This is a genomic window from Microtetraspora malaysiensis (assembly GCF_050947145.1).
GTDB lineage: Bacteria > Actinomycetota > Actinomycetes > Streptosporangiales > Streptosporangiaceae > Microtetraspora_A > Microtetraspora_A malaysiensis.
Map to the genome: position 1 here is coordinate 6,494,034 of NZ_CP191998.1, position 18,661 is coordinate 6,512,694.

The window sequence follows — 18,661 nt, forward strand, 5'->3', positions numbered from 1 at the left end:
TGCCGGCCAGGACACTAAGTGCCCCTCCCGTCAATCTTTGCCCCGTCGCGTCGCCCAGGGCGGCACCTCGCGGCGTTGTCGTCGTCGGCCGTAGGCTCCGCTACGGCCTCCTCCTCCGCCTTGCGATGCACCACCCCGGACACCGCTCCTTCCGGGCAAATCTTGCCGGTCAGGACACTAGGCTGGAGCCATCATGACCTCGAGAAATGCGATTGGCGCGCACGTTTCCGTCTCGGGCGGTCTCGCCACCGGCGGGTTGCGCTACGCGGCCGACGTCGGCGCCGAGATGGCCCAGGTCTTCGTCACCAACCCGCGGACCTGGGCGCTGAACGACGGTGACCCGGCCGAGGACGCGAAGCTCGCCGCGTCCGAACTGCCGGTCTTCGCGCACGCCCCCTACCTGGTGAACTTCGGCTCGCCCACCCCGGCGACCCTGGACAACTCCGTGGCGGTGATCAGGCACACGCTCCGGCGTGGCGCCCAGATCGGCGCCCTCGGAGTGGTGGTGCACACCGGTTCCGCGGTCAGCCAGTCGCGGGACGACGCCATGCGCCAGATCCACGAGCATCTCCTCCCGCTGCTGGAGGAGATCCCCGAGGGCGGCCCGGACCTGCTGCTCGAACCCATGGCCGGGCAGGGGCAGATGCTCTGCGCGACCGTGCAGGATCTCGGGCCCTACCTGGAGGCGCTGGAGCACCACCCCAAGGTGGGCGTCTGCCTGGACACCTGCCACGCCTACGCCGCCGGGCACGACCTGGCCGCGCCCGGCGGGGTGGCGGCGACGCTCGACGCGCTGCACGCGACCGCTCCCGGACGGCTCAAGCTGATCCACGCGAACGACTCGAAGGACGTGTGCGGCTCGAAGAAGGACCGCCACGAGAACATCGGCGCCGGGCACATCGGCGCGGAGCCCTTCGCCGAGATCATGCGCCACCCCGTGACCGCGGGGGTGCCGCTCTGCATCGAGACGCCCGGCAAGGCGGACAAGGACCGGGAGAACATCGCGCTGCTGAAGAAGCTCCGGGAGTCGGCGACCAGCGGCTGACACCGCCCGGCGGTCCCCGATACACGGACCGCACGGGAGCCCGCTCGCGGTCCGGCGCCCCCGATGGCCGGACCGCTTTCGCGGATCCCACGACAAGCCATATCCGACGAGTGCCGACTTATACGGCATTTTCGGATATTTCCCAGTGCCCTCATCCCCAATGAGGACTCGCCCGGCATCCGCGCGGCATGGTCACGAACTTCGTTCAGCTACGCGGCGTGGCCTTGCAATGACGGAGAGATTACGGCGGCGCGCCGTGCTCGCGACCGGAGTTCGGACGAGCGGTCCTTGTTTCGCGACGCGCGGCCATCCCCGTCGGGACCGGCGGCACACCTGGCGCGACGAACGGTCACCCTCCCTCGCCGCCGAAGAGCTCCCGGCGGTCACATCGAGCCGAGCGTCGAGGTGGGCACCCGGAAGCGCCGGACGAGCTGGTCGCGCACCTGGCGGGTGTGCCGCCTGCTCACGGGAAGGACCGCACCGCCCACCTGGAGCACCATCCGGCCGCCGTCGTAGCGCAGCTCGCTGACATGCCGCGCGTTCACCAGCGTGCTGCGATGGGCGCGGACGAAGCCCGAGCCGCCCCAGCGACGTTCGAGCGCCGCCAGCGGCATCCGTACGAGGTAGGTGCCGTCCACGGTGTGCAGCCGCACGTAATCGCCGTGCGCCTCGGCGTACCAGACGGCCTGGCGCTGTACGAACTTGGTGCGGCCGCCCAACTCGACGGGTATGACGTCGATGCCCTCCTCCTCACCGCCCACCGCCTCGGCCGCCGAAGAGAGTCGCCGCACGGCCTGCGCCAGCCGTTCGGGGCGTACCGGCTTGAGCACGTAATCGACGGCCTCCAGCTCGAACGCGCGGACCGCGCAGTCATGGGCGGTGACGAAGACCAGCCGGGTCCGCCCGGGGAAGCCGGCGATCATCTTCGCCAGCTCGAACCCGTCCAGCCCGGGCAGCCGGACGTCGAGGAAGACTCCGTCGAGGCGCTCACCGGCGCCCAGCATCGTCACGATCATGTGGAGCGCGGCCAGCCCGTCCTGTGCGGTGGTGACGTGCTCGATCCGCTCGTTCCGGCGCAGGAGGTAGACGAGCTCCGACAAGGCGGACGTCTCGCCGTCGACGGCCATAACACGCAGCATGGCCACCACCGTGCCGCCTCGCCCGCCGGACCCGCAAGGGATTCAACGACGAACAGTGGTCAGGCGAACACGAAGCGGAGCGCCACCTGGCCCGTCAGGGAGGACCCTCGCCCGGTTCCTCCTGGTAGGAGTACCGCTGCTCGCGCCAGGGGTCGGCGAGGTTGTGATAGCCGCGCTCCTCCCAGAAGCCGCGCCGGTCCTCCGTCAGGTACTCGATCCCGCGCACCCACTTCACGCTCTTCCAGGCGTACAGGTGCGGGACCACGATGCGTACAGGGAAGCCTCGCTCAGGGGTGAGCGGCTTGTCGTCCAGCGCGGTGGCGAACAGCGTGGTGTCGCGGTCGAAGTCGCTCATCCGCATGTTCGCGCTGTAGCCGTACTCGGCCCAGATCATGATGTGCCGTACGCCGGGGGCCGGGGGGACGTGCTCCATCAGCGTCCGCGCCGCGATGCCCGACCACTCGTTGCCCATGATCGAGAACTTGGTGACGCAGTGGAAGTCCGCGATGACCGCGGTCCTGGGCAGCGCGGCGAACTCCTCCCACCCGAGCATGTGCGTGTCACCCGACGCCGTCGCGCCGAAGACCTGGAAACGCCAGCTCTCGGGACGGAACGCCGGGACCCGGCCGTAGTGGATGACGGGCCGGCCGCGTGGGATGTACTGCCCCGGGGGCAGACGGTTCTCCTCTTCGGGCATCTCCGGCACGTCGCCATCCTGCCACCAGCCGTTCACCTCACCGGCACCGGGACCCCGCCAGCGACCGGAAAGCCATTCGCGATCATGAACGGTCTCACCCGCTGCCGGGCATGCGCTATATTGCGTGACATGCGTACCGCTGAGTTTTGGTATGGCGACGGACCCGCAGGGACCGCTCGCCCCTTAGCGCTGCGCTGACAGCCAAGGCGAACGAAAGGCCCCGGGTCCACACGGACCCGGGGCCTTTCGCGTTTCGCGAGGAAAACGACAGCACCCACTAGGAGTGACCATGGTCATCGTCATGGGGTCCGAGGCGACCCAGGGCGACATCGAGTCGATCGTCGGGCTCGTCGCCACGGCCGGCGGCGAGGCGTTCGTCAGCAGCGGCGTGAGCCGGACGATCATCGGGCTGGTCGGCGACGTCGAACGGTTCGCGACGCTGAATCTGCGCGGCATGTCCGGCGTCGCGGACGTCATGCGCGTGTCCGTGCCGTACAAGCTGGTCAGCCGGGAGAACCACCCGGAACGGTCGACCGTCAGGGTGGGCGGGGTGCCGATCGGCCCGGACACCGTGACGCTGATCGCGGGCCCGTGCGCCGTCGAGACCCCGCAGCAGACCCTGGAGGCGGCCGAGATGGCCAAGGCCGCGGGCGCGACCCTGCTGCGCGGCGGCGCCTTCAAGCCGCGCACCTCGCCGTACGCCTTCCAGGGGCTGGGCGAGGAGGGCCTGCGGATCCTCGCCGACGTACGCGAGAAGACCGGCCTGCCGATCGTCACCGAGGTGGTGGACGCCCACGACGTCGAGCTGGTCGCGTCCTACGCGGACATGCTGCAGATCGGCACCCGCAACACGCAGAACTTCGCGCTGCTCCAGGCGGTCGGCGCGGCGGGCAAGCCGGTCATGCTCAAGCGCGGCATGAGCGGCACGATCGAAGAGTGGCTGATGTCGGCCGAGTACATCGCCCAGCGTGGCAACCTCGACATCGTGCTGTGCGAGCGCGGCATCCGCACGTTCGAGACCGCCACCCGCAACACCCTGGACGTCTCCGCGGTCCCCGTCGCGCAGCGGCTCTCCCACCTCCCCGTGATCATCGACCCGTCCCACTCGGGCGGCCGCCGTGACCTCGTCCTGCCGCTCACCCGCGCGGCCATCGCGGTCGGCGCCGACGGCGTGATCATCGACGTCCACCCCCACCCCGAGCAGGCGCTCTGCGACGGCCCCCAGGCCCTGGTCAACGGCGACCTGCGCGAGCTCGCGCGGGTGATGCGCCAGTTCCCCCCGCTACTGGGCCGTACGCTCGCCGACGCCACTCACGCGGTCCCGGTGCCCGCGTGATCTCCGACTCGCCTCGGGGCGCGGCCCGCCACCGCGTGGTCTCGCGCCCCTGACCTTCCGAATGTGCGACCGTCCGGCCGCGGACGAGCGGGTACGGCTTGCGCCACAAGCGGCGAGCCGTACCGACCGGCGGGGCACATTCGTCGCGAAATCCGCATATAACCGCAGGTCGGAAGGGTTTCCTGGAATCCCAGCGGACGGCCGAGCCGGGAAAATACGCTGCCCGCATGTTGCCCAAACCTGACGACATCGTTGACCGCGACGAGGACTGGGAGATCCTGGAGCGGTTCGCGCGGCCTTCTCCCATCGGAACCCCGGGCTCGGGGGTGGCCGCACTGGCCGGCCGCCGCCGTACCGGGAAGTCCTACCTTCTCAAGCACTTCACCGTCGCGACCGGCGGGTTCTACTTCGAGGCGCGCCTCGAGGAGACGCTCGCCGAAGCCCAGGAGCGGTTCCGCAAGGAACTGATCACCTACGACCCCTCTCGGGCCGCCGAACTGTCGGCTCTGTCCGTCGCCGCGTACGACACCTGGGACTGGCTACTCAAGATCGCGATGGACGCGACGTTCAGCAGGAGCGAGGGAAATCGGATACCCCCCGTCGTGATCGACGAGTTCCCCTATCTGCTGCGGGACACCCCGGACCTGCAATCGATCGTGAAGTCGATCTACGACACCAGCTCGTTCCGGCGCGGCGAGCCCGGCAAGCCCGGCCTCTGGATCGGCTACTACGACCGGCTCATCGAGGGGCGCATGTTGCTCTGCGGCTCGGCGATGTCGGTGATCCACGAGCTCGGTCACGGCTCCCGGCCGCTCTTCGGCCGCCTCACCTTCAAGCTGACCATGGACCCATTCGACCATGTCGACATGGCGCGGTTCTGGGGGATCGAGGATCGCCGGGTGGCGTTCACCCTCTTCGCGGCGCTCGGCGGCGCTCCGGGCTATCGGAATCCGCTTCTGCAACTGACGGGGCTCCCGATTCCGCAGACGATGGAGGAACTGGACGCCTGGCTCGCCGACGCACTGCTCCGGCCACGGCCGGACTTCTTCACCGAGGACGAGATCGATCGCCTGCTCCGCGAGGACCCGCGCATCACGGACAAGGACATCTACCGGCAGGCGATGAAGGCGATCTCCGAAGGCAACACCACCCTGACGAAGATCGGCGGGGCCATCGGCCGTTCCAAGGACGAGACCGACGGGATCGTCGCCCGGCTGGTGGCCATGCGGTACGTCGAGGAGTGGCGCGACCTGCTACGGCCCCGCGACTACCTGTTCCGGCTGAACGACCCGATCGTCCGCTTCCATCACGCCGTGGTCGAGTCGCGCATGCGCGATCTGGTGCGCGGGGTGACGACTCCGGAGGACGCCTGGCGGGACGCGCAGCAGAGCTTCCGCTCCCAGGTGATCGGCCCGGCGTTCGAGCAGACCGCCACGTGGAGCGCGTTCCGCCTGCTGTACAACCGGACCGACCTCGGCTCGGACGGCTGGGCGCTGGTGCCCGACCCGGCCAACCGGACCACCCACGAGGTGGACTACATCGGTCTCGCTCACAACACCAGTGGCCGCCCCAAGGGTTCGACGATCACCGCCATCGGCGAGACCAAGGCGACCGAGCGGCCGCGCGGCCTGAAGGACCTGGAGCGCCTTCGCCACATCCGGGCGCTGCTGGCCAAGGACCACAAGGCGGAGAACGCCATACTGGCGATCTTCTCCATGCACGGCTTCTCGGAGCACCTGCGCCAGGCGGCGAAGGAGGCCCCCGACGAGATCGCGCTGTACGACCTCGACGACATCTACAGCTATCGGGAGCCGTCCTTCTGACCCGGACGACCGGGCCACCGCACCGGCCCGGTCAGACGCCTTCGAGCTTGTACTCCTGCAGGGAGTCGGCGAGCTGGACGGCCAGCTCCTCGGCGTCGAGCCGCTTCTCGATCTGCTTGAGGTCCTCGATCTTGGCCCGGGTCTCGGCCGTACGCGGAGCGAGGAGCGTGCAGCAGTCCTCGTCCGGCAGCTCGGAGATCTCCAGCGTGCCGATCCGGCGCGCCTCGGCCATGATCTCGGTCTTGTCCAGCCCGATCAACGGCCGCAGGATGGGCATCGCGACCGCGTGGTCCTGGGCGGTGATGTTGGTCAGCGTCTGGGACGAGACCTGCCCGAGCGAGTCGCCGGTGACCAGCGCCTCCGCGTGGATGCGGTGGGCGACCTCTTCCGCCGTCTTCAGCATCAGGCGCCGCTGCGCGATCACGGCGAGCCGGTCCTGGCCGGACGCCTTGATCGACTGCTGGGCCTTGCCGAACGGCACCACCCACAGGCGCGACTTCCCCTGGAACCGGTCGAGCCGGCGGACCAGCGCGTACGCCTTGTAGATGGACTCGGACGTGGTGAACGGGATGCCGGAGAAGTGCAGGAAGTCCACCCGGAGGCCGCGCCGCATCATGCGGTAGGCGGCGACCGGCGAGTCGATGCCTCCGGACATCAGGACCAGCGCCCGCCCACTGGAGCCGACCGGCAGCCCTCCCTGGCCGGGCAGGCCGTCGGTGAAGACGAAGACCTCGTCCCGGTCCACCTCGATGAAGACGGTCAGCTCGGGCTTGCTCAGATCGACCGGCAGGCCGTACGTGTCGTTGATGTTGCCGCCGACGAGGCGGTCCAGCTCGTTGGAGCGCAGCGGGAAGCGCTTGTCCCTGCGCCGCGAGCGCACGGCGAAGGACGCCTTACGCGCGACCTCGTCCCTGTCCCTGATCAGCTCGATGGCCGCCTCGGTCACGGCCTCGGGGGTCTTGGCGACGCGCCAGGCGAGGTTGACCCGCACCAGGCCGGGCACCTCGGACACGCGCTGCGCGACCGCCTCGGCGACGTCCACCGACGTGCCCTTCGGCAGGAACAGCGCGATCACGCCGTGCCGCTGCCGGATGTCGACCGTGAACTCCTTGAGCGCGGCCTTGATGTTGGAGCGCAGCCGGCTCTCGAAGAGCTCGCGGTTCCTGCCCTTGAGGACGACCTCGCCCAGCTTGAGCAGCACGCAGGGCTCACCCAGGGCCGACATGGCCGTCACGGACATTGTGTTACCTCCGGCGAAGCGGTTCGAGACAGTACGACTACCGCAAGTGTGGCGGGTACGGGCGGCTGCGGCGAACCGGAATCCGGCCCGGCAAGGGACAACGCCGCGATCCCGCTACTTTAGTCCGCGCACGCCCCTCGTCCGCCCTCGGCGAGACGACCGGTCCACGGGCACGGTCCCCGGCGGCCCGCGTCTCCGCCCTTCCCCGGCACGTACATGACGGCGCGCGTTCGTCACGGCGCCCCTCTGCGGCGCATGAGTGCGCGCGGCCAGGCCGAGGTCCGTAGGCGCTCCGGCGGGGGCTGCTCCGGCCTCCGCAAACCCCCTCCTCCGCGCCGCACTCTCCCGCCACCCCACGCCCCGAGGTGATTTCCGGGCAGCCGGATCAGGTCGGCGGAGCCCGGTCGCGCATTTGGCCGGGGCAGGCGCGGATCGTCCGATCAAACGCGCATTCACCTACCAGAGGCCGGCAGCTCGCGACTCATCGGTCGGCGTCCTGCGATCGAACCCGAACCCGGAATTCGGTGCGGCGAGAGCGGGTTTCCCGTCGGCATTCGAGGACCGGATCCGCTGAATCGTCGCCCCTGCCAGCCATCACCGCACGTTCGTCGCCGACCGGTCGACGTGAACCGGGCACCATCGAATGTGAGAGAAATTCGGGCTTCCCCTACCGGCCGGAGCCGGGCTTCGCGATCACCGCACGAGAAATGTGAACCGAACCTCACTCGGAGTGCGCATTTATCCACACGCGCGAAACTCCTTCTCCCTCAGAACAAAAGTTCTCCCTCCCCATCCCCCTAAATATCCCCCTATAGATTCGCAAATGCCGCCCCGTTGCCATACTCCCGGTGTCCCGAATTACCGAAAGGTGAATTCATGGCACACATAAACCACTTCGCGTACGGGCTGCTCACGCCGGTGCTCGCGTACGTGATGTCCAGCATCGGATCGATGCTCGGGCTGATGCTGACCGCGCGTGCCCGTTTCGCGATCGGCGGCGCCCGGGTGCGCTGGCTGGCCGGGGGCGCCGTGTCGATCGGCGGCACCGGGATCTGGGTCATGCACTTCATCGCGATGATGGGGTTCAACGTCGGGAACGTCCCGATCCGTTATGACATCCCACTCACCGTCGCCTCGGCCCTCCTCGCCGTGGCCGTGGTGGGCGCCGGCCTGTTCCTCGTCGCGTACGGCGGCGTACGGCTCGGACCGCTGCTCGCGGGCGGGCTGCTCACCGGAGGCGGCGTCGCCTGCATGCACTACGTCGGCATGGCCGCGATGAACATGCCGGGGCACGTCCGCTACGACTTCGGCGTCGTCGCAGGCTCGGTGCTGATCGCCGTCGCGGCGGCGACGACCGCGCTGTGGTTCACGACGCGGGTACGGGGCGCGCTCCCGACCGCCGGGGCAGCGCTGATCATGGGGGTGGCTGTCAGCGGGATGCACTACACCGGCATGTTCGCGATGAGCGTGCGGCTCGACCCCGATCCGGGGATGGTCCCCGGCGCCCCGGCCATCGATTTCCTGGTGCCGCTGCTGGTCCTCATCAGCATGTTCACCCTGGTGATGCTGCTGTCGGCCATCCTCGCCCCCTCCGAACGCGAGCTGCGCGCGGAGGCGAAGCTGCTGGAGTGGCTGGCCGAGCGGCGGGCCGGATCGACCGCGCCCCTCCCCCGCGAGCCGCAATACCACCAACACCGCCTACACGACTGACGGCGGCCGCTCACCCAAGAGCGTCACGGTCGGAGGCCTACCCCCGGGAAGACGCGGGCTTGCGGACGCGAGCCTGGAGGGGCCCGGCGCCCGGACAGGCGAAGGGCCGCCCCAGAACCCCGGGGCGGCCCCTCTTGCCAGACCGGTCACCTCTCACCAGGACCGGCCCGCTCGTGAGACCGGCGACGCGCGACCGCTCGCCTGGACTGTCGGCCCGGTCAGCCGAAGAAGACCTCGGCCTCCTCGTAGCGCGAGGCCGGAACGGTCTTGAGCTCGGCGGTCGCCGCGTCGAGGCCGACCCGCACGATGTCGGTGCCGCTCAGGGCGATCATCTTGCCGTAGTCGCCCTCGTGGACGGCGTCGATGGCGCCGAGCCCGAAGCGGGTGGCCAGGACCCGGTCGTACGCGGTCGGCGTGCCGCCGCGCTGGATGTGGCCGAGGACCGTGGTGCGGGCCTCCTTGCCGGTACGCTTCTCGATCTCCTGGGCGAGGACCTCGCCGATGCCGCCGAGGCGTACGTGCCCGAACGCGTCGAGCTCGCCGGCCTGCAGCGCCATCTGGCCCTCGATCGGGTGGGCGCCCTCGGCGACGACGATGATCGGCGAGTAACGGGTCTTGAAGCGGGACTCCACGTAGGCGCAGACGCGGTCGATGTCGAACGGCTTCTCCGGGATCAGGATGACGTTGGCGCCCGCGGCCATGCCGGCGTGCAGGGCGATCCAGCCCGCGTGACGGCCCATCACCTCGCAGATGAGGGCGCGGTGGTGGGACTCGGCCGTGGTGTGGAGGCGGTCGATGGCCTCCATCGCGATGTTCACCGCGGTGTCGAAGCCGAACGTGTAGTCGGTCGCGTTGAGGTCGTTGTCGATCGTCTTGGGCACGCCGACGACCCGAACGCCCCGGTCGTAGAGCTGCTTGGCGACCCCGAGGGTGTCCTCGCCGCCGATGGCGATCAGGGCGTCGACGCCCGCCGCGGCCAGATTGTCCTTGATCCGCTCGACGCCGCCCTCGATCTTGATGGGGTTCGTGCGGGAGGAGCCGAGGATCGTGCCGCCGCGCGGCAGGATGCCGCGCACCGCCGGGATGCCCAGCTCCATGGTTTCGCCCTCCAGCGGGCCGCGCCAGCCGTCACGGAAGCCGACGAACTCGTATCCGTAGACTCCGATGCCCTTGCGGACGACCGCGCGGATAACGGCGTTCAGGCCGGGGCAGTCGCCGCCTCCGGTCAGCACTCCGATACGCATGACGGGTTCCTCCAGATGGATTCACGGCCAGACCGATGCCGGCTCTCCAGCACGTCAATGCAAGGCATTCTGCCCGAGGCGGCAGGAATGGTCTAGACCAAACGTCCAGTTCGATGATCAAGCGTAACGAGTGGATCCGCGCCACGCCGGGATTCCGGCGACCGGCCGCGCGCCGCTCCTCTGTCAGCCTCCCCGGCGCCTCCGGCTCGCGTCGGATCGGCGTCACGCCGCCGCCCGCACCGGGCCCCACGCGGGCGTCCGCGTATGCGCGCGCTGCCCGGGCGGCGGACCCGCGGGTTACTATCCGCCCAACATCCACAGTAGCCAACGTGCCGGTGAAGGAGGCGCGGTGAGCGTCCTGGCGATCGACGCGGGAACGACCGGGGTCACCGCCCTGGTGGTGTCCGAGGACGGCCGGATCGAGTCACGGGGATATGAGGAGTTCGCGCAGCACTTCCCCCGGCCCGGCTGGGTCGAGCACGTCCCCGAGGAGATCTGGCAGGCGACGCTGGCCGCCTGCCGTACGGCGCTGGACGGGGCCGCGACGCCGCCACGGTGCGTCGGCATCACCAACCAGCGGGAGACCGCGGTGCTGTGGGACCGGACCACCCTGGCCGCGCCGCGCCGGGCGATCGTGTGGCAGGACCGCCGCTCGGCGGACGTCTGCGAGCGGCTCCGCGAGCACGAGCCGCGGGTGGCGGAGCTGACCGGCCTGCGGCTCGACCCCTATTTCACCGGCACCAAGCTGGCCTGGCTCGCCGAGAACGACCCGAGGGCGTGGAACGCGGGCAACCTCGCGATCGGGACGGTGGACTCGTACCTGATCGCGAGGCTCACGAACGGCGAGCGGCACGTCACCGATCCGTCCAACGCGTCCAGGACCCTGCTGTACGACATCACGCGCGGCGCCTGGTCGCCGGAGCTGTGCGACCTGTTCGGCGTGCCGGAGAAGGCGCTGCCGGAGCTCGTCCCCAATTACGGAGAGATCGGCCGCACGTCCCCGAAGGCGTTCCTCGGGCTGGACCTGCCGATCAGCGGGGTCGCGGGCGACCAGCAGGCCGCGCTGTTCGGCCAGACCTGCTTCTCGCCCGGCGACGTGAAATGCACATACGGCACCGGCTCCTTCATTCTGGTCAACACCGGGGACGAGATCGTCCGCTCGGCGGCCGGGCTGCTCACCACGGTGGCCTGGCAGGCGCCCTCCGGCGCCATGACGTACGCGCTCGAAGGGGCGGTCTTCGTCACCGGCGCCGCCGTCCAGTGGCTGCGCGACGGCCTGGGCGTGATCCAGAGCGCCGCGGAGACCGAGGCCGTCGCCCGGACGGTTCCCGACTCGGGCGGCGTGGTCTTCGTCCCCGCCCTGACCGGCCTCGGCGCGCCGTACTGGGATCCGGACGCGCGGGGCACGATTCTCGGCATCACGCGCGGCACCATGCGGGCGCACCTCGTGCGCGCGACCTTGGAGGCGATCGCCTTCGAGGTGCGCGACATCGTGGAGACGATGGACCTCCCCGTGCCCGTGTTGAAGGCCGACGGCGGGGCCAGCGCGAACGACCTGCTGATGCAGCTGCAGGCGGACCAGATCGGCACCCCGGTCGAGCGCCCGGTCGTGCGGGAGACGACGGCCCTGGGCGCGGCGTTCCTCGCCGGACTCGGCGCGGGCGTCTGGTCCTCGCAGGAGGAGTTGCGCGCGACCTGGCGGCTCGACCGCCGCTTCGAGCCCGGCCCGGGCGACGGCGCGGCCTACGCGCTCTGGAAGAAGGCCGTCGACCGCGCGCGTGACTGGGCGTCCTGACGCCCGCCGCCGGCCTTTGCCCGGTCGGCGGGCGCGGCGACGCGATCAGCGGCGGAAGCGGCCGGTGATCTCGTAGGTGACATCCGCCGCGGACGAGCCGCCGCCGTGCCGTGCCGAGAAGTACAGCCGGGCGCCGTCGGGTGAGAAGGCCGGGCCGGTGACCTCCGGCCCGCCGTGCCCCAGGATCCGCAGGAACGGCGTGCGGGCGCCGTCCTCCCCGAGGATCGCCATCTCCGTGCCGTCGCCGTGCTCGGCGATGACGAGAGCCCGGACGCGCCCCGCCGCCAGCCCGTCCATGTCACTCCGCGGGTCCGCGTTGTGGAGGATGGTGATCTGCTCGTTCTCCGCGTCGTACGCCCAGACGCGGCCGTCGCCCGCCGTGGCGAAACGGCAGAGGCCGCCGGAGTAGTGGCAGTCGCCGCTCCCGGCGAACCGCTTGGCCCCCTCGACCTGCTCGCGGGTCGGCTCGAACAGGGCGGCCGGGTTGGGGACCCGCCGCCAGGTGACCGGGCCGAGCCCCGGCCCGCCCACCATCACCTCCAGGACGCCGGTCGTCAGGTCACCCCAATCCTCCGGGCGGAAGCGGTAGAAGCAGCCGTCCCGCTCGCCCTCGGTCAGATATACGGCCGTCCTGGACGGATCGAACGCCGCTCCCGCGTGCCGGAACAGGCCCATCGCGAGGCGGGGCATGGCCGCGTGCTCACCGTACGGATCACACTCGAAGATCCGGCCGCGGCTGGTCTCCTCGCAGGACAGCCAGGTGTCCCAGGGGGTGGCTTCGCCGGTGCGGTTCCGGTCGGTCCCGGAGAGGATGCGATACGCGCTCCTGACGGCGCCGTCCGGGCCGAACCGGATCGCCGACACGCCGCCGAGCAGCGGGACGTCCGAGTTGGAGACGTAGATCCATCCGTCGCCGTCGGGGAAACAGGCTCCCGCGCCGGGTTCGGCGTGCCAGGTCAGCCCGCCCACACGTTGACCGGAACGGCCGACGACCCTGCCGGTGAACCCGCGCGCGAGCGTGATCGCGTCGCCGTCCGGCGGCTCCAGGTCCCCGCACCGGCTGAGGGACCCGGGCAGCGCGGGGCCGCCGCCGCCCGTCCGGAAGGTCGCCTCCGCGGAGGCGGACGACCACAAGGGGCCGGTCAGCACGGGGATCGCCTCCGGCCGTACGGACGTATGACGCGACATGATCGTCTCCTTGGCCTGCTCGTGGCACGCGGCCCGGTCAGGTTCCGGACCCGTTGCCGCCGCCCGCCTCCGGGCCGTGTCCGCTGCGTCTCGTTGGCGCGCTACGCACGGTCGGTCCGGACAGCCGATCAAAAAGTGGTGAACGCCCGGGGGATCCCCGCGCTTCGTCCGCGCAAACTTTGCGCGAGAAGTACGTAATCGGCGCCGCCCGTCGCGATCATCTCCGACACGCCCGGGGCTACATTGAGGCCCCCACCGGCCCTCCAGCTGACCACGGTGATCGATCCATGAGGCACGGCACGGTAGACGCCCCGGCTCCAGGCGCCCGCCCGGCGCCCGAGCGGGCGACCGGGCCGCTCCACGCGCGCAAGGCGCTGGTGTTCCTCGATCCCGAAGATCGGGACGTCGGCGGAGCCGCGGTCCGGGACGCCGCCTCCGCCCTGCCCGCCCGGCGGCTCGTCCACGCCCTGGCGACCAACGGGTACGTAGTGGAGTCCGTGCCCGGCGAAGCGTCCGGGGACCATCGCCACCTGGGCCGGTTCCTCGACGCGGCGGAGCCGGGCGACCTGCTCGTCGTCCGGTGGCCGACGGGACGGGGCTGGACCTCGCGCGACTTCGCCGCCCTGATCAGCGGCTTCGCGCGCCGCGCGGGCGACTGCGCGGCAGAGGCCATCGTGATGATCGTGGACTTCGGCTGGGTGGTGGACAGCGACCCCGGTGACACTGCCGGTTCGCGGCCCGATGTCAGTGTTCTCCCCGTACGCGGTGATCCGCCCATCGTGGCGGCGGCGCTGACGACCGGCCTGGCGATGGGCGAGCGTCCGCCGCGCCGCGGCTTCTCGCTCACCGGCGTGATCGCCGACGGGCTGCTCACCGGAGCGGCCGACGCCGACGGTGACGGCGTGGTCACCGTCGCCGACCTGCACCGATACGCCGTCACCGCCTCTGCGGGCAGCTCGCTGCGCCCCCTGCTGAGCGTGTACGGCGACGCCCCCTCCGTCCCGCTCGTGCGTACCGGCCGGGCCGGGAGCGCGGCGGCCGGAGGAGCCGTGCCCGACGAGCTGAGCGCGGCGGCCGGCGAGCTCCGCAGGCGCGGGGAGAGCTCCGTCCCCTCGGCCGCCGGGGAGATCGTCGCCCGGGTCTACGACGTGTACCTCGGCCCGGTCGCCCAGGACCTGCTGCGGTTTGCCGCGCTGCTCGAGGACGGCGAACCGCTGACCTCCGACCTCGCGGCCCTGCTGCTCGCGGACCGCGACCACGGCGATCCGGCCGGCGGCACGGCGGGCCGGGTCGCGACGCCGGCGCTCGCGGAGCTCGGCACGCCCTGGGAGCTCGTGGACGCCTCGGGGCTGCTGGTCCACCCCGCCGTACGAGAGGTCGGGCGGGCGCGGCTGACCCGGGATGAGCACGCCCGCGCCTCCGCCGTGCTGCGTCGATGGCGGGCCGCCCGCCGCGCCGTACGGCCCCGGGCGAGGCTCACGCCGGACCGCTGGACGACGGACGACCAGCTCGGGCACCGGACCTACGCGGAGGCGGTCGCGGCGTTCGTCCGCCATCCCGAGACGCTGCCGCCGCTGACGATCGGCGTCAAAGGCCCGTGGGGCACCGGCAAGACGTCGCTGATGCGGATGATCCAGGACCTGCTCGACCCGGGCACGGCGGACGGAAATCCGGCCGAGATCCACCTGGCCCGTCCGGGCTCGTCGCCGCGGCGGGCGGGGCGGAGGCGCCGTGCCGGCCTGCGCCGGAAGGCGCGGGGGTCGTCCCGGGTGACCATCGCCGAAGTGCTCTCGTGCGCTCGGAGGCGCGGCGGCGACCGGTGCCGCGAGGATCCCCGCCTCTCCGCACCGGAACGGGCGGCCCTGCGCGCCTCCGACTGGCGCCCGACGGTGTGGTTCAACCCGTGGATGTACCAGAACGGCGAGCAGGTCTGGGCGGGCCTCGCACACGAGATCATCACACAGGTCACCGGCCGGTTGCCCCGCGGCGAGCGCGAACGCTTCTGGCTGAAGCTCAACCTCGCCAGGATCGACCGCGAGGCCGTGCGGCGGCGGGCCTACCGGATGGCGATCACCCGGCTCACGCCCGTCGCGCTCGGGCTGGCCGCCACGATCGTGCTCACCTGCGCCTCGCTCGCCGCCGCGGCCCTGGTGCCGGCGCTCGGCCCCGCCCTGCGCGCCGCCGCGGCGGCCCTCGGCACGTGCGGCTCGGTGGCCGCGCTCGCCGGCGGCGCCGTACGGCTCGCCCGGTTCCTGACCGAGTCGGCGGACACGGCGTTCGGCAGGCTGATCCGGCCGCCGGACCTGCTCGGCCCGGCTCCCGGACTGGCGGGCGACCTCGTCGGGGACCCCGGGTACGGCGCGAAAACGGGGTTCCTGCACCTCGTCCAGACCGACATGCGCCGGGTGCTGCGGCTGGTGGCCACTGAGGAGCGTCCTCTCGTGGTCTTCGTCGACGACCTGGACCGATGCGGCTCCGGGACCGTCGCCCAGGTGATCGAGGCGATCAACCTCTTCCTCGCCGGGGAGTTCCCGAACTGCGTCTTCGTCCTGGCCATGGAGCCGGATGTGGTGGCGGCCCATGTGGAGGTCGCCTACCAGGATCTCGCGGAAGCCATGCCGGCGGACCTGCGTTCGGGGCTCGGGTGGCGTTTCCTGGAGAAGATCGTCCAGCTTCCGCTCAGCCTTCCGGCGCTGGAGGACGCCCATCGCCTGCCCGGATACATCGGCGCGCTGCTCGGAGTCGACCGTCGCCGCGAGCGCCCGCGTCCGCCTTCGGACGGTACGGACAGGGGGCCGGGGGCGGAGGACGGCGACGCGCCCGGGGCGGGGGCCGCGAAGGACCCGGGCGACGACGGCGTACGCGGGAGCCGCCACCGGCGGCATGCCGAACGGGGCCGCGACCAGGCACGGGCCGCTTGGGGAGCCGGCGAACATGCGGCCCCCCGCTGGGGAACGGATGCACGTACGGCGCCGCGCTGGGAGGCGGATGCCCACTGGGGAGCGGATGCGCGTTGGGAGGCGGATGCGCGTCCGGTTCCGGCCGGGCGATCCGGCGATCACGGGCACCGGTCCCTCGGGGCCGATGTCCACGCCGCTTCCGGGACGACCGGGAGCGCCTCCGGCGGCGGGCTCTCCCCCGGAAGGCGTCCCCTGGACCCACGGCTTGTCGAGATCCTCGAAGCGACGATCCGGGCCGCCGCGCCGACCGCCGACACGCTGGACGCCGCGGCGCGCGAGGCGCAGGAGGCCGTGGCCGCGGCGCCGGACACGGCCGCTCTCCTGGAGGCGCCGGGCGCGGCCGGTCTTCTGGAGGCGCCGGGCGCGGCCGGTCTTCTGGAGGCGCGAGACGCGGTGGCCGCCGCCGAGCCGCCGGCCGGTGAACCGGGAAGTCCGTCGGGCGGCGCTGTACCGGACCTGTGGCCGGAGACGCGGCTCGCCGCCGACCGGGTGTACGACGATCTCTACACGGACGAGAACGCCTACCGGGCGATCGAGGCGGCGCTTCCCGTCCTCTCCTCCGCCAATCCGCGCCAGCTCAAGCGCTATGTGAACGTCTTCAGGTTCTACTCGTTCGTGACGTACCGGCAGAGCCTGGCCGGCGCGGACCGCGCCGACGACGCCGCGGTGGCGAAGGTCGCGGCCCTGGCCGTCCGCTGGCCGCATCTGCTGTCCGCGCTGGCGAAGGAGTGCGGCTCCGGCGAGACGGTCCTGGAAGTGCTGGAGAAGGCGGCGTCCACGGGGAGCGTCGGCGCGTGGGCGGAGGCCCTCGCCCGGCTCGGGCTGGCGCCCGCCGCTCCGCTGTCTGACGTGCGCGGCCCGAGCACGCCGGAGACGCACGAGGGCGCCCCGAAATGGGACGCCCTCCGCGAGTTGCTGGCGAGCCGGCCGCCTGTCGCCGGTCTCGCCCGCAGGCTCCTTTGACGCGCGGCTCCGCGCCTCCCAGCGGTGTCGAGGGTCGGCCACGGCTTTCACCCGCACCCCCGATCCGCCTGACCTTCCCCCTGCGAATGCTCCGGGGCACCGGCACAGCAGCGGACGATCAGCGCTGAGCCTGCATCATCCAGTGGTGCTTCTCGAGGTCACGGGTGATCCCGATGAAAAGGTCCTGCGTGACGGGGTCGGCCGTCTCGGTCGCGTCGATGCGCTCCCGCATGCGGCGGATGATCGACTCGAGAACGTCGGTGAAGATCGCGACAACCTTGCCGTCCTCGATGTAGCCGCTGTCGACCCTTGTCACGTGGCTGTCACGCGCAACGGTGCCGGGACGGCCGTCGGGGTTCGCTCCCAGCGCCACCGCGCGCTCGGCGACGAGGTCCGAGCTCTCGCGAGCGAAGTCCACGATGTCGTCGAGCTGCAGATGGAGCGGACGGAAGTGGCGGCCGATGACATTCCAGTGGGCCTGCTTGCCCTCCAGGGACAGGTCGATCAGATCGATCAGCGCGCCCTGCAGGCAATCCGTGGCGATCTTCTTGTTGTCGGGCGAGAGCGGACTGCTTATCGAGGTCATGAAGGTACCTCCCCCTCGATCAGAGTCGTTCGTCATTGCCAACGGACTAGCTGGCATACCCCTTCCACGCGGACTAAACGTTGACAGTGTCACAATGACAGTGTCACCATGGCGGCATGGACGGCACGTGGACCATCGGAGAGCTGGCCGAGCGCGCGGCGGCGCTGCTCGGCGCCGGGCCACGCCCCAACGGGCGGGTCCGCGACGTTCCGAACGCGCGGCTCATCCGGTGGTACGCGACGATCGGCCTGCTCGATCCCCCGCTGGCCCGGCGCGGCCGGGTCGCCCTCTACGGCCGACGTCATCTGCTCCAACTTGTCGCGATCAAGCGCCGCCAGGCCGAGGGCCGGTCGATCGCGGAGATCCAGACCGAGCTCGCCGGCGCGACCGACGAGATGCTGGAACGCGCCTCCGGTTTGGCCGGCCTCCCGGTCGTCCCGCCCGCGGCCGACGCCTCGGCGGCCCCGCCGGGCGGCGTCGCCCCCGTTCAGCCGGGTGACGCTCCGGACGTCCGCACACCGCCGCCGGCCGACGCGGGCCGACCGGGACGAGCCGAGCGCTTCTGGACGCGCTCCTCCCCCGGACACGACATGACAGCCGTCACCGCCGGAGCACCGGGCGCGTCCCCCTCCGTGGCCGCCTCGTCGAAACCGTTCGACGCGATGGACGCCCGGTGGGCCGCCGGCCTCACTCACGCCTCCGCGGCCGACCGGGAGGACGGCCATGCCCGCGACGCCCTCCCACCCCGCCCCGCCGACCTCGTCCACGGCGTACGACTGGCTCCCGGCGTGACGATCATGCTGGACCAGGCGACGCGCCCGCCCACCGAACACGACCTGGCGGCGCTCCGCGAGGCCGCCGCGCCCCTCATCGCCGACCTTGTCGCCAGAGGACTGGCCGCCCGGCCTGAGTCCGCCATGGAAGGGAGCTGACCG

At 71.4% G+C, this 18,661-nt stretch carries 13 protein-coding genes; 7 read left to right on the forward strand and 6 right to left on the reverse strand.

Going from position 1 to position 18,661, the window contains the following annotated elements; genetic code table 11:
* Positions 1-193 precede the first annotated feature (193 nt).
* Complete coding sequence (locus tag ACQP1V_RS30605) at positions 194-1,045, forward strand: deoxyribonuclease IV (RefSeq protein ID WP_067128259.1); 852 nt, start codon at positions 194-196, stop codon at positions 1,043-1,045.
* Between the two features lie 383 nt (positions 1,046-1,428).
* On the opposite strand, the gene ACQP1V_RS30610 is transcribed toward ACQP1V_RS30605, so the two are convergent.
* Together ACQP1V_RS30610 and ACQP1V_RS30615 are read right to left on the reverse strand one after the other, a co-directional pair.
* A complete protein-coding gene (locus ACQP1V_RS30610; protein ID WP_387408749.1) occupies positions 1,429-2,184 on the reverse strand; it encodes a LytR/AlgR family response regulator transcription factor in 756 nt (251 codons plus the stop codon).
* 94 nt (positions 2,185-2,278) lie between these two features.
* Positions 2,279-2,881, reverse strand: a complete 603-nt coding sequence (locus ACQP1V_RS30615; protein ID WP_387408961.1) for a sulfite oxidase-like oxidoreductase — start codon at positions 2,879-2,881, stop codon at positions 2,279-2,281.
* 289 nt (positions 2,882-3,170) lie between these two features.
* Between ACQP1V_RS30615 and aroF the strand changes: the two genes are divergently transcribed.
* Both aroF and ACQP1V_RS30625 read left to right on the forward strand, forming a co-directional pair.
* Positions 3,171-4,217: a 3-deoxy-7-phosphoheptulonate synthase gene (aroF, locus tag ACQP1V_RS30620; protein ID WP_433413471.1), complete on the forward strand. Its 1,047-nt coding sequence runs from the start codon at positions 3,171-3,173 to the stop codon at positions 4,215-4,217.
* Positions 4,218-4,444: 227 nt separating this feature from the next.
* Positions 4,445-6,040 carry an AAA family ATPase gene (locus tag ACQP1V_RS30625; RefSeq protein WP_433413472.1) on the forward strand — a complete coding sequence of 532 codons (1,596 nt, stop codon included), beginning with the start codon at positions 4,445-4,447 and terminating at the stop codon, positions 6,038-6,040.
* Between the two features lie 31 nt (positions 6,041-6,071).
* Here the strand turns inward: ACQP1V_RS30625 and thiI are convergent, their stop codons facing one another.
* A complete protein-coding gene (gene thiI, locus ACQP1V_RS30630; RefSeq protein ID WP_433413473.1) occupies positions 6,072-7,280 on the reverse strand; it encodes a tRNA uracil 4-sulfurtransferase ThiI in 1,209 nt (402 codons plus the stop codon).
* A gap of 876 nt (positions 7,281-8,156) precedes the next feature.
* On the opposite strand from thiI, the gene ACQP1V_RS30635 reads away from it, so the two are divergent.
* The gene (locus ACQP1V_RS30635) at positions 8,157-8,990 is read left to right on the forward strand and encodes an MHYT domain-containing protein (RefSeq protein WP_433413474.1); all 834 of its coding nucleotides are present in this window, start codon (positions 8,157-8,159) and stop codon (positions 8,988-8,990) included.
* A gap of 218 nt (positions 8,991-9,208) precedes the next feature.
* Here ACQP1V_RS30635 and ACQP1V_RS30640 read toward each other — a convergent pair whose 3' ends face one another.
* Positions 9,209-10,234: a 6-phosphofructokinase gene (locus ACQP1V_RS30640; RefSeq protein WP_066936651.1), complete on the reverse strand. Its 1,026-nt coding sequence runs from the start codon at positions 10,232-10,234 to the stop codon at positions 9,209-9,211.
* Positions 10,235-10,583: 349 nt separating this feature from the next.
* Here ACQP1V_RS30640 and ACQP1V_RS30645 point away from each other — a divergent pair, with 349 nt between their 5' ends.
* Positions 10,584-12,029: an FGGY family carbohydrate kinase gene (locus ACQP1V_RS30645; protein WP_433413475.1), complete on the forward strand. Its 1,446-nt coding sequence runs from the start codon at positions 10,584-10,586 to the stop codon at positions 12,027-12,029.
* 45 nt (positions 12,030-12,074) lie between these two features.
* Here the strand turns inward: ACQP1V_RS30645 and ACQP1V_RS30650 are convergent, their stop codons facing one another.
* Complete coding sequence (locus tag ACQP1V_RS30650; RefSeq protein WP_433413476.1) at positions 12,075-13,217, reverse strand: alkaline phosphatase PhoX; 1,143 nt, start codon at positions 13,215-13,217, stop codon at positions 12,075-12,077.
* A gap of 287 nt (positions 13,218-13,504) precedes the next feature.
* On the opposite strand from ACQP1V_RS30650, the gene ACQP1V_RS30655 reads away from it, so the two are divergent.
* On the forward strand, positions 13,505-17,140 hold the full coding sequence (locus ACQP1V_RS30655; protein ID WP_433413478.1) for a P-loop NTPase fold protein: 3,636 nt from the start codon (positions 13,505-13,507) through the stop codon (positions 17,138-17,140).
* A gap of 118 nt (positions 17,141-17,258) precedes the next feature.
* Here the strand turns inward: ACQP1V_RS30655 and ACQP1V_RS30660 are convergent, their stop codons facing one another.
* Positions 17,259-17,726 (reverse strand): Dps family protein, encoded by a 468-nt coding sequence (locus tag ACQP1V_RS30660; RefSeq protein WP_067128237.1) that lies wholly within the window; start codon positions 17,724-17,726, stop codon positions 17,259-17,261.
* A 116-nt stretch (positions 17,727-17,842) separates the two neighbouring features.
* On the opposite strand from ACQP1V_RS30660, the gene ACQP1V_RS30665 reads away from it, so the two are divergent.
* On the forward strand, positions 17,843-18,658 hold the full coding sequence (locus tag ACQP1V_RS30665) for a helix-turn-helix domain-containing protein (RefSeq protein WP_433413479.1): 816 nt from the start codon (positions 17,843-17,845) through the stop codon (positions 18,656-18,658).
* Positions 18,659-18,661: the final 3 nt, after the last annotated feature.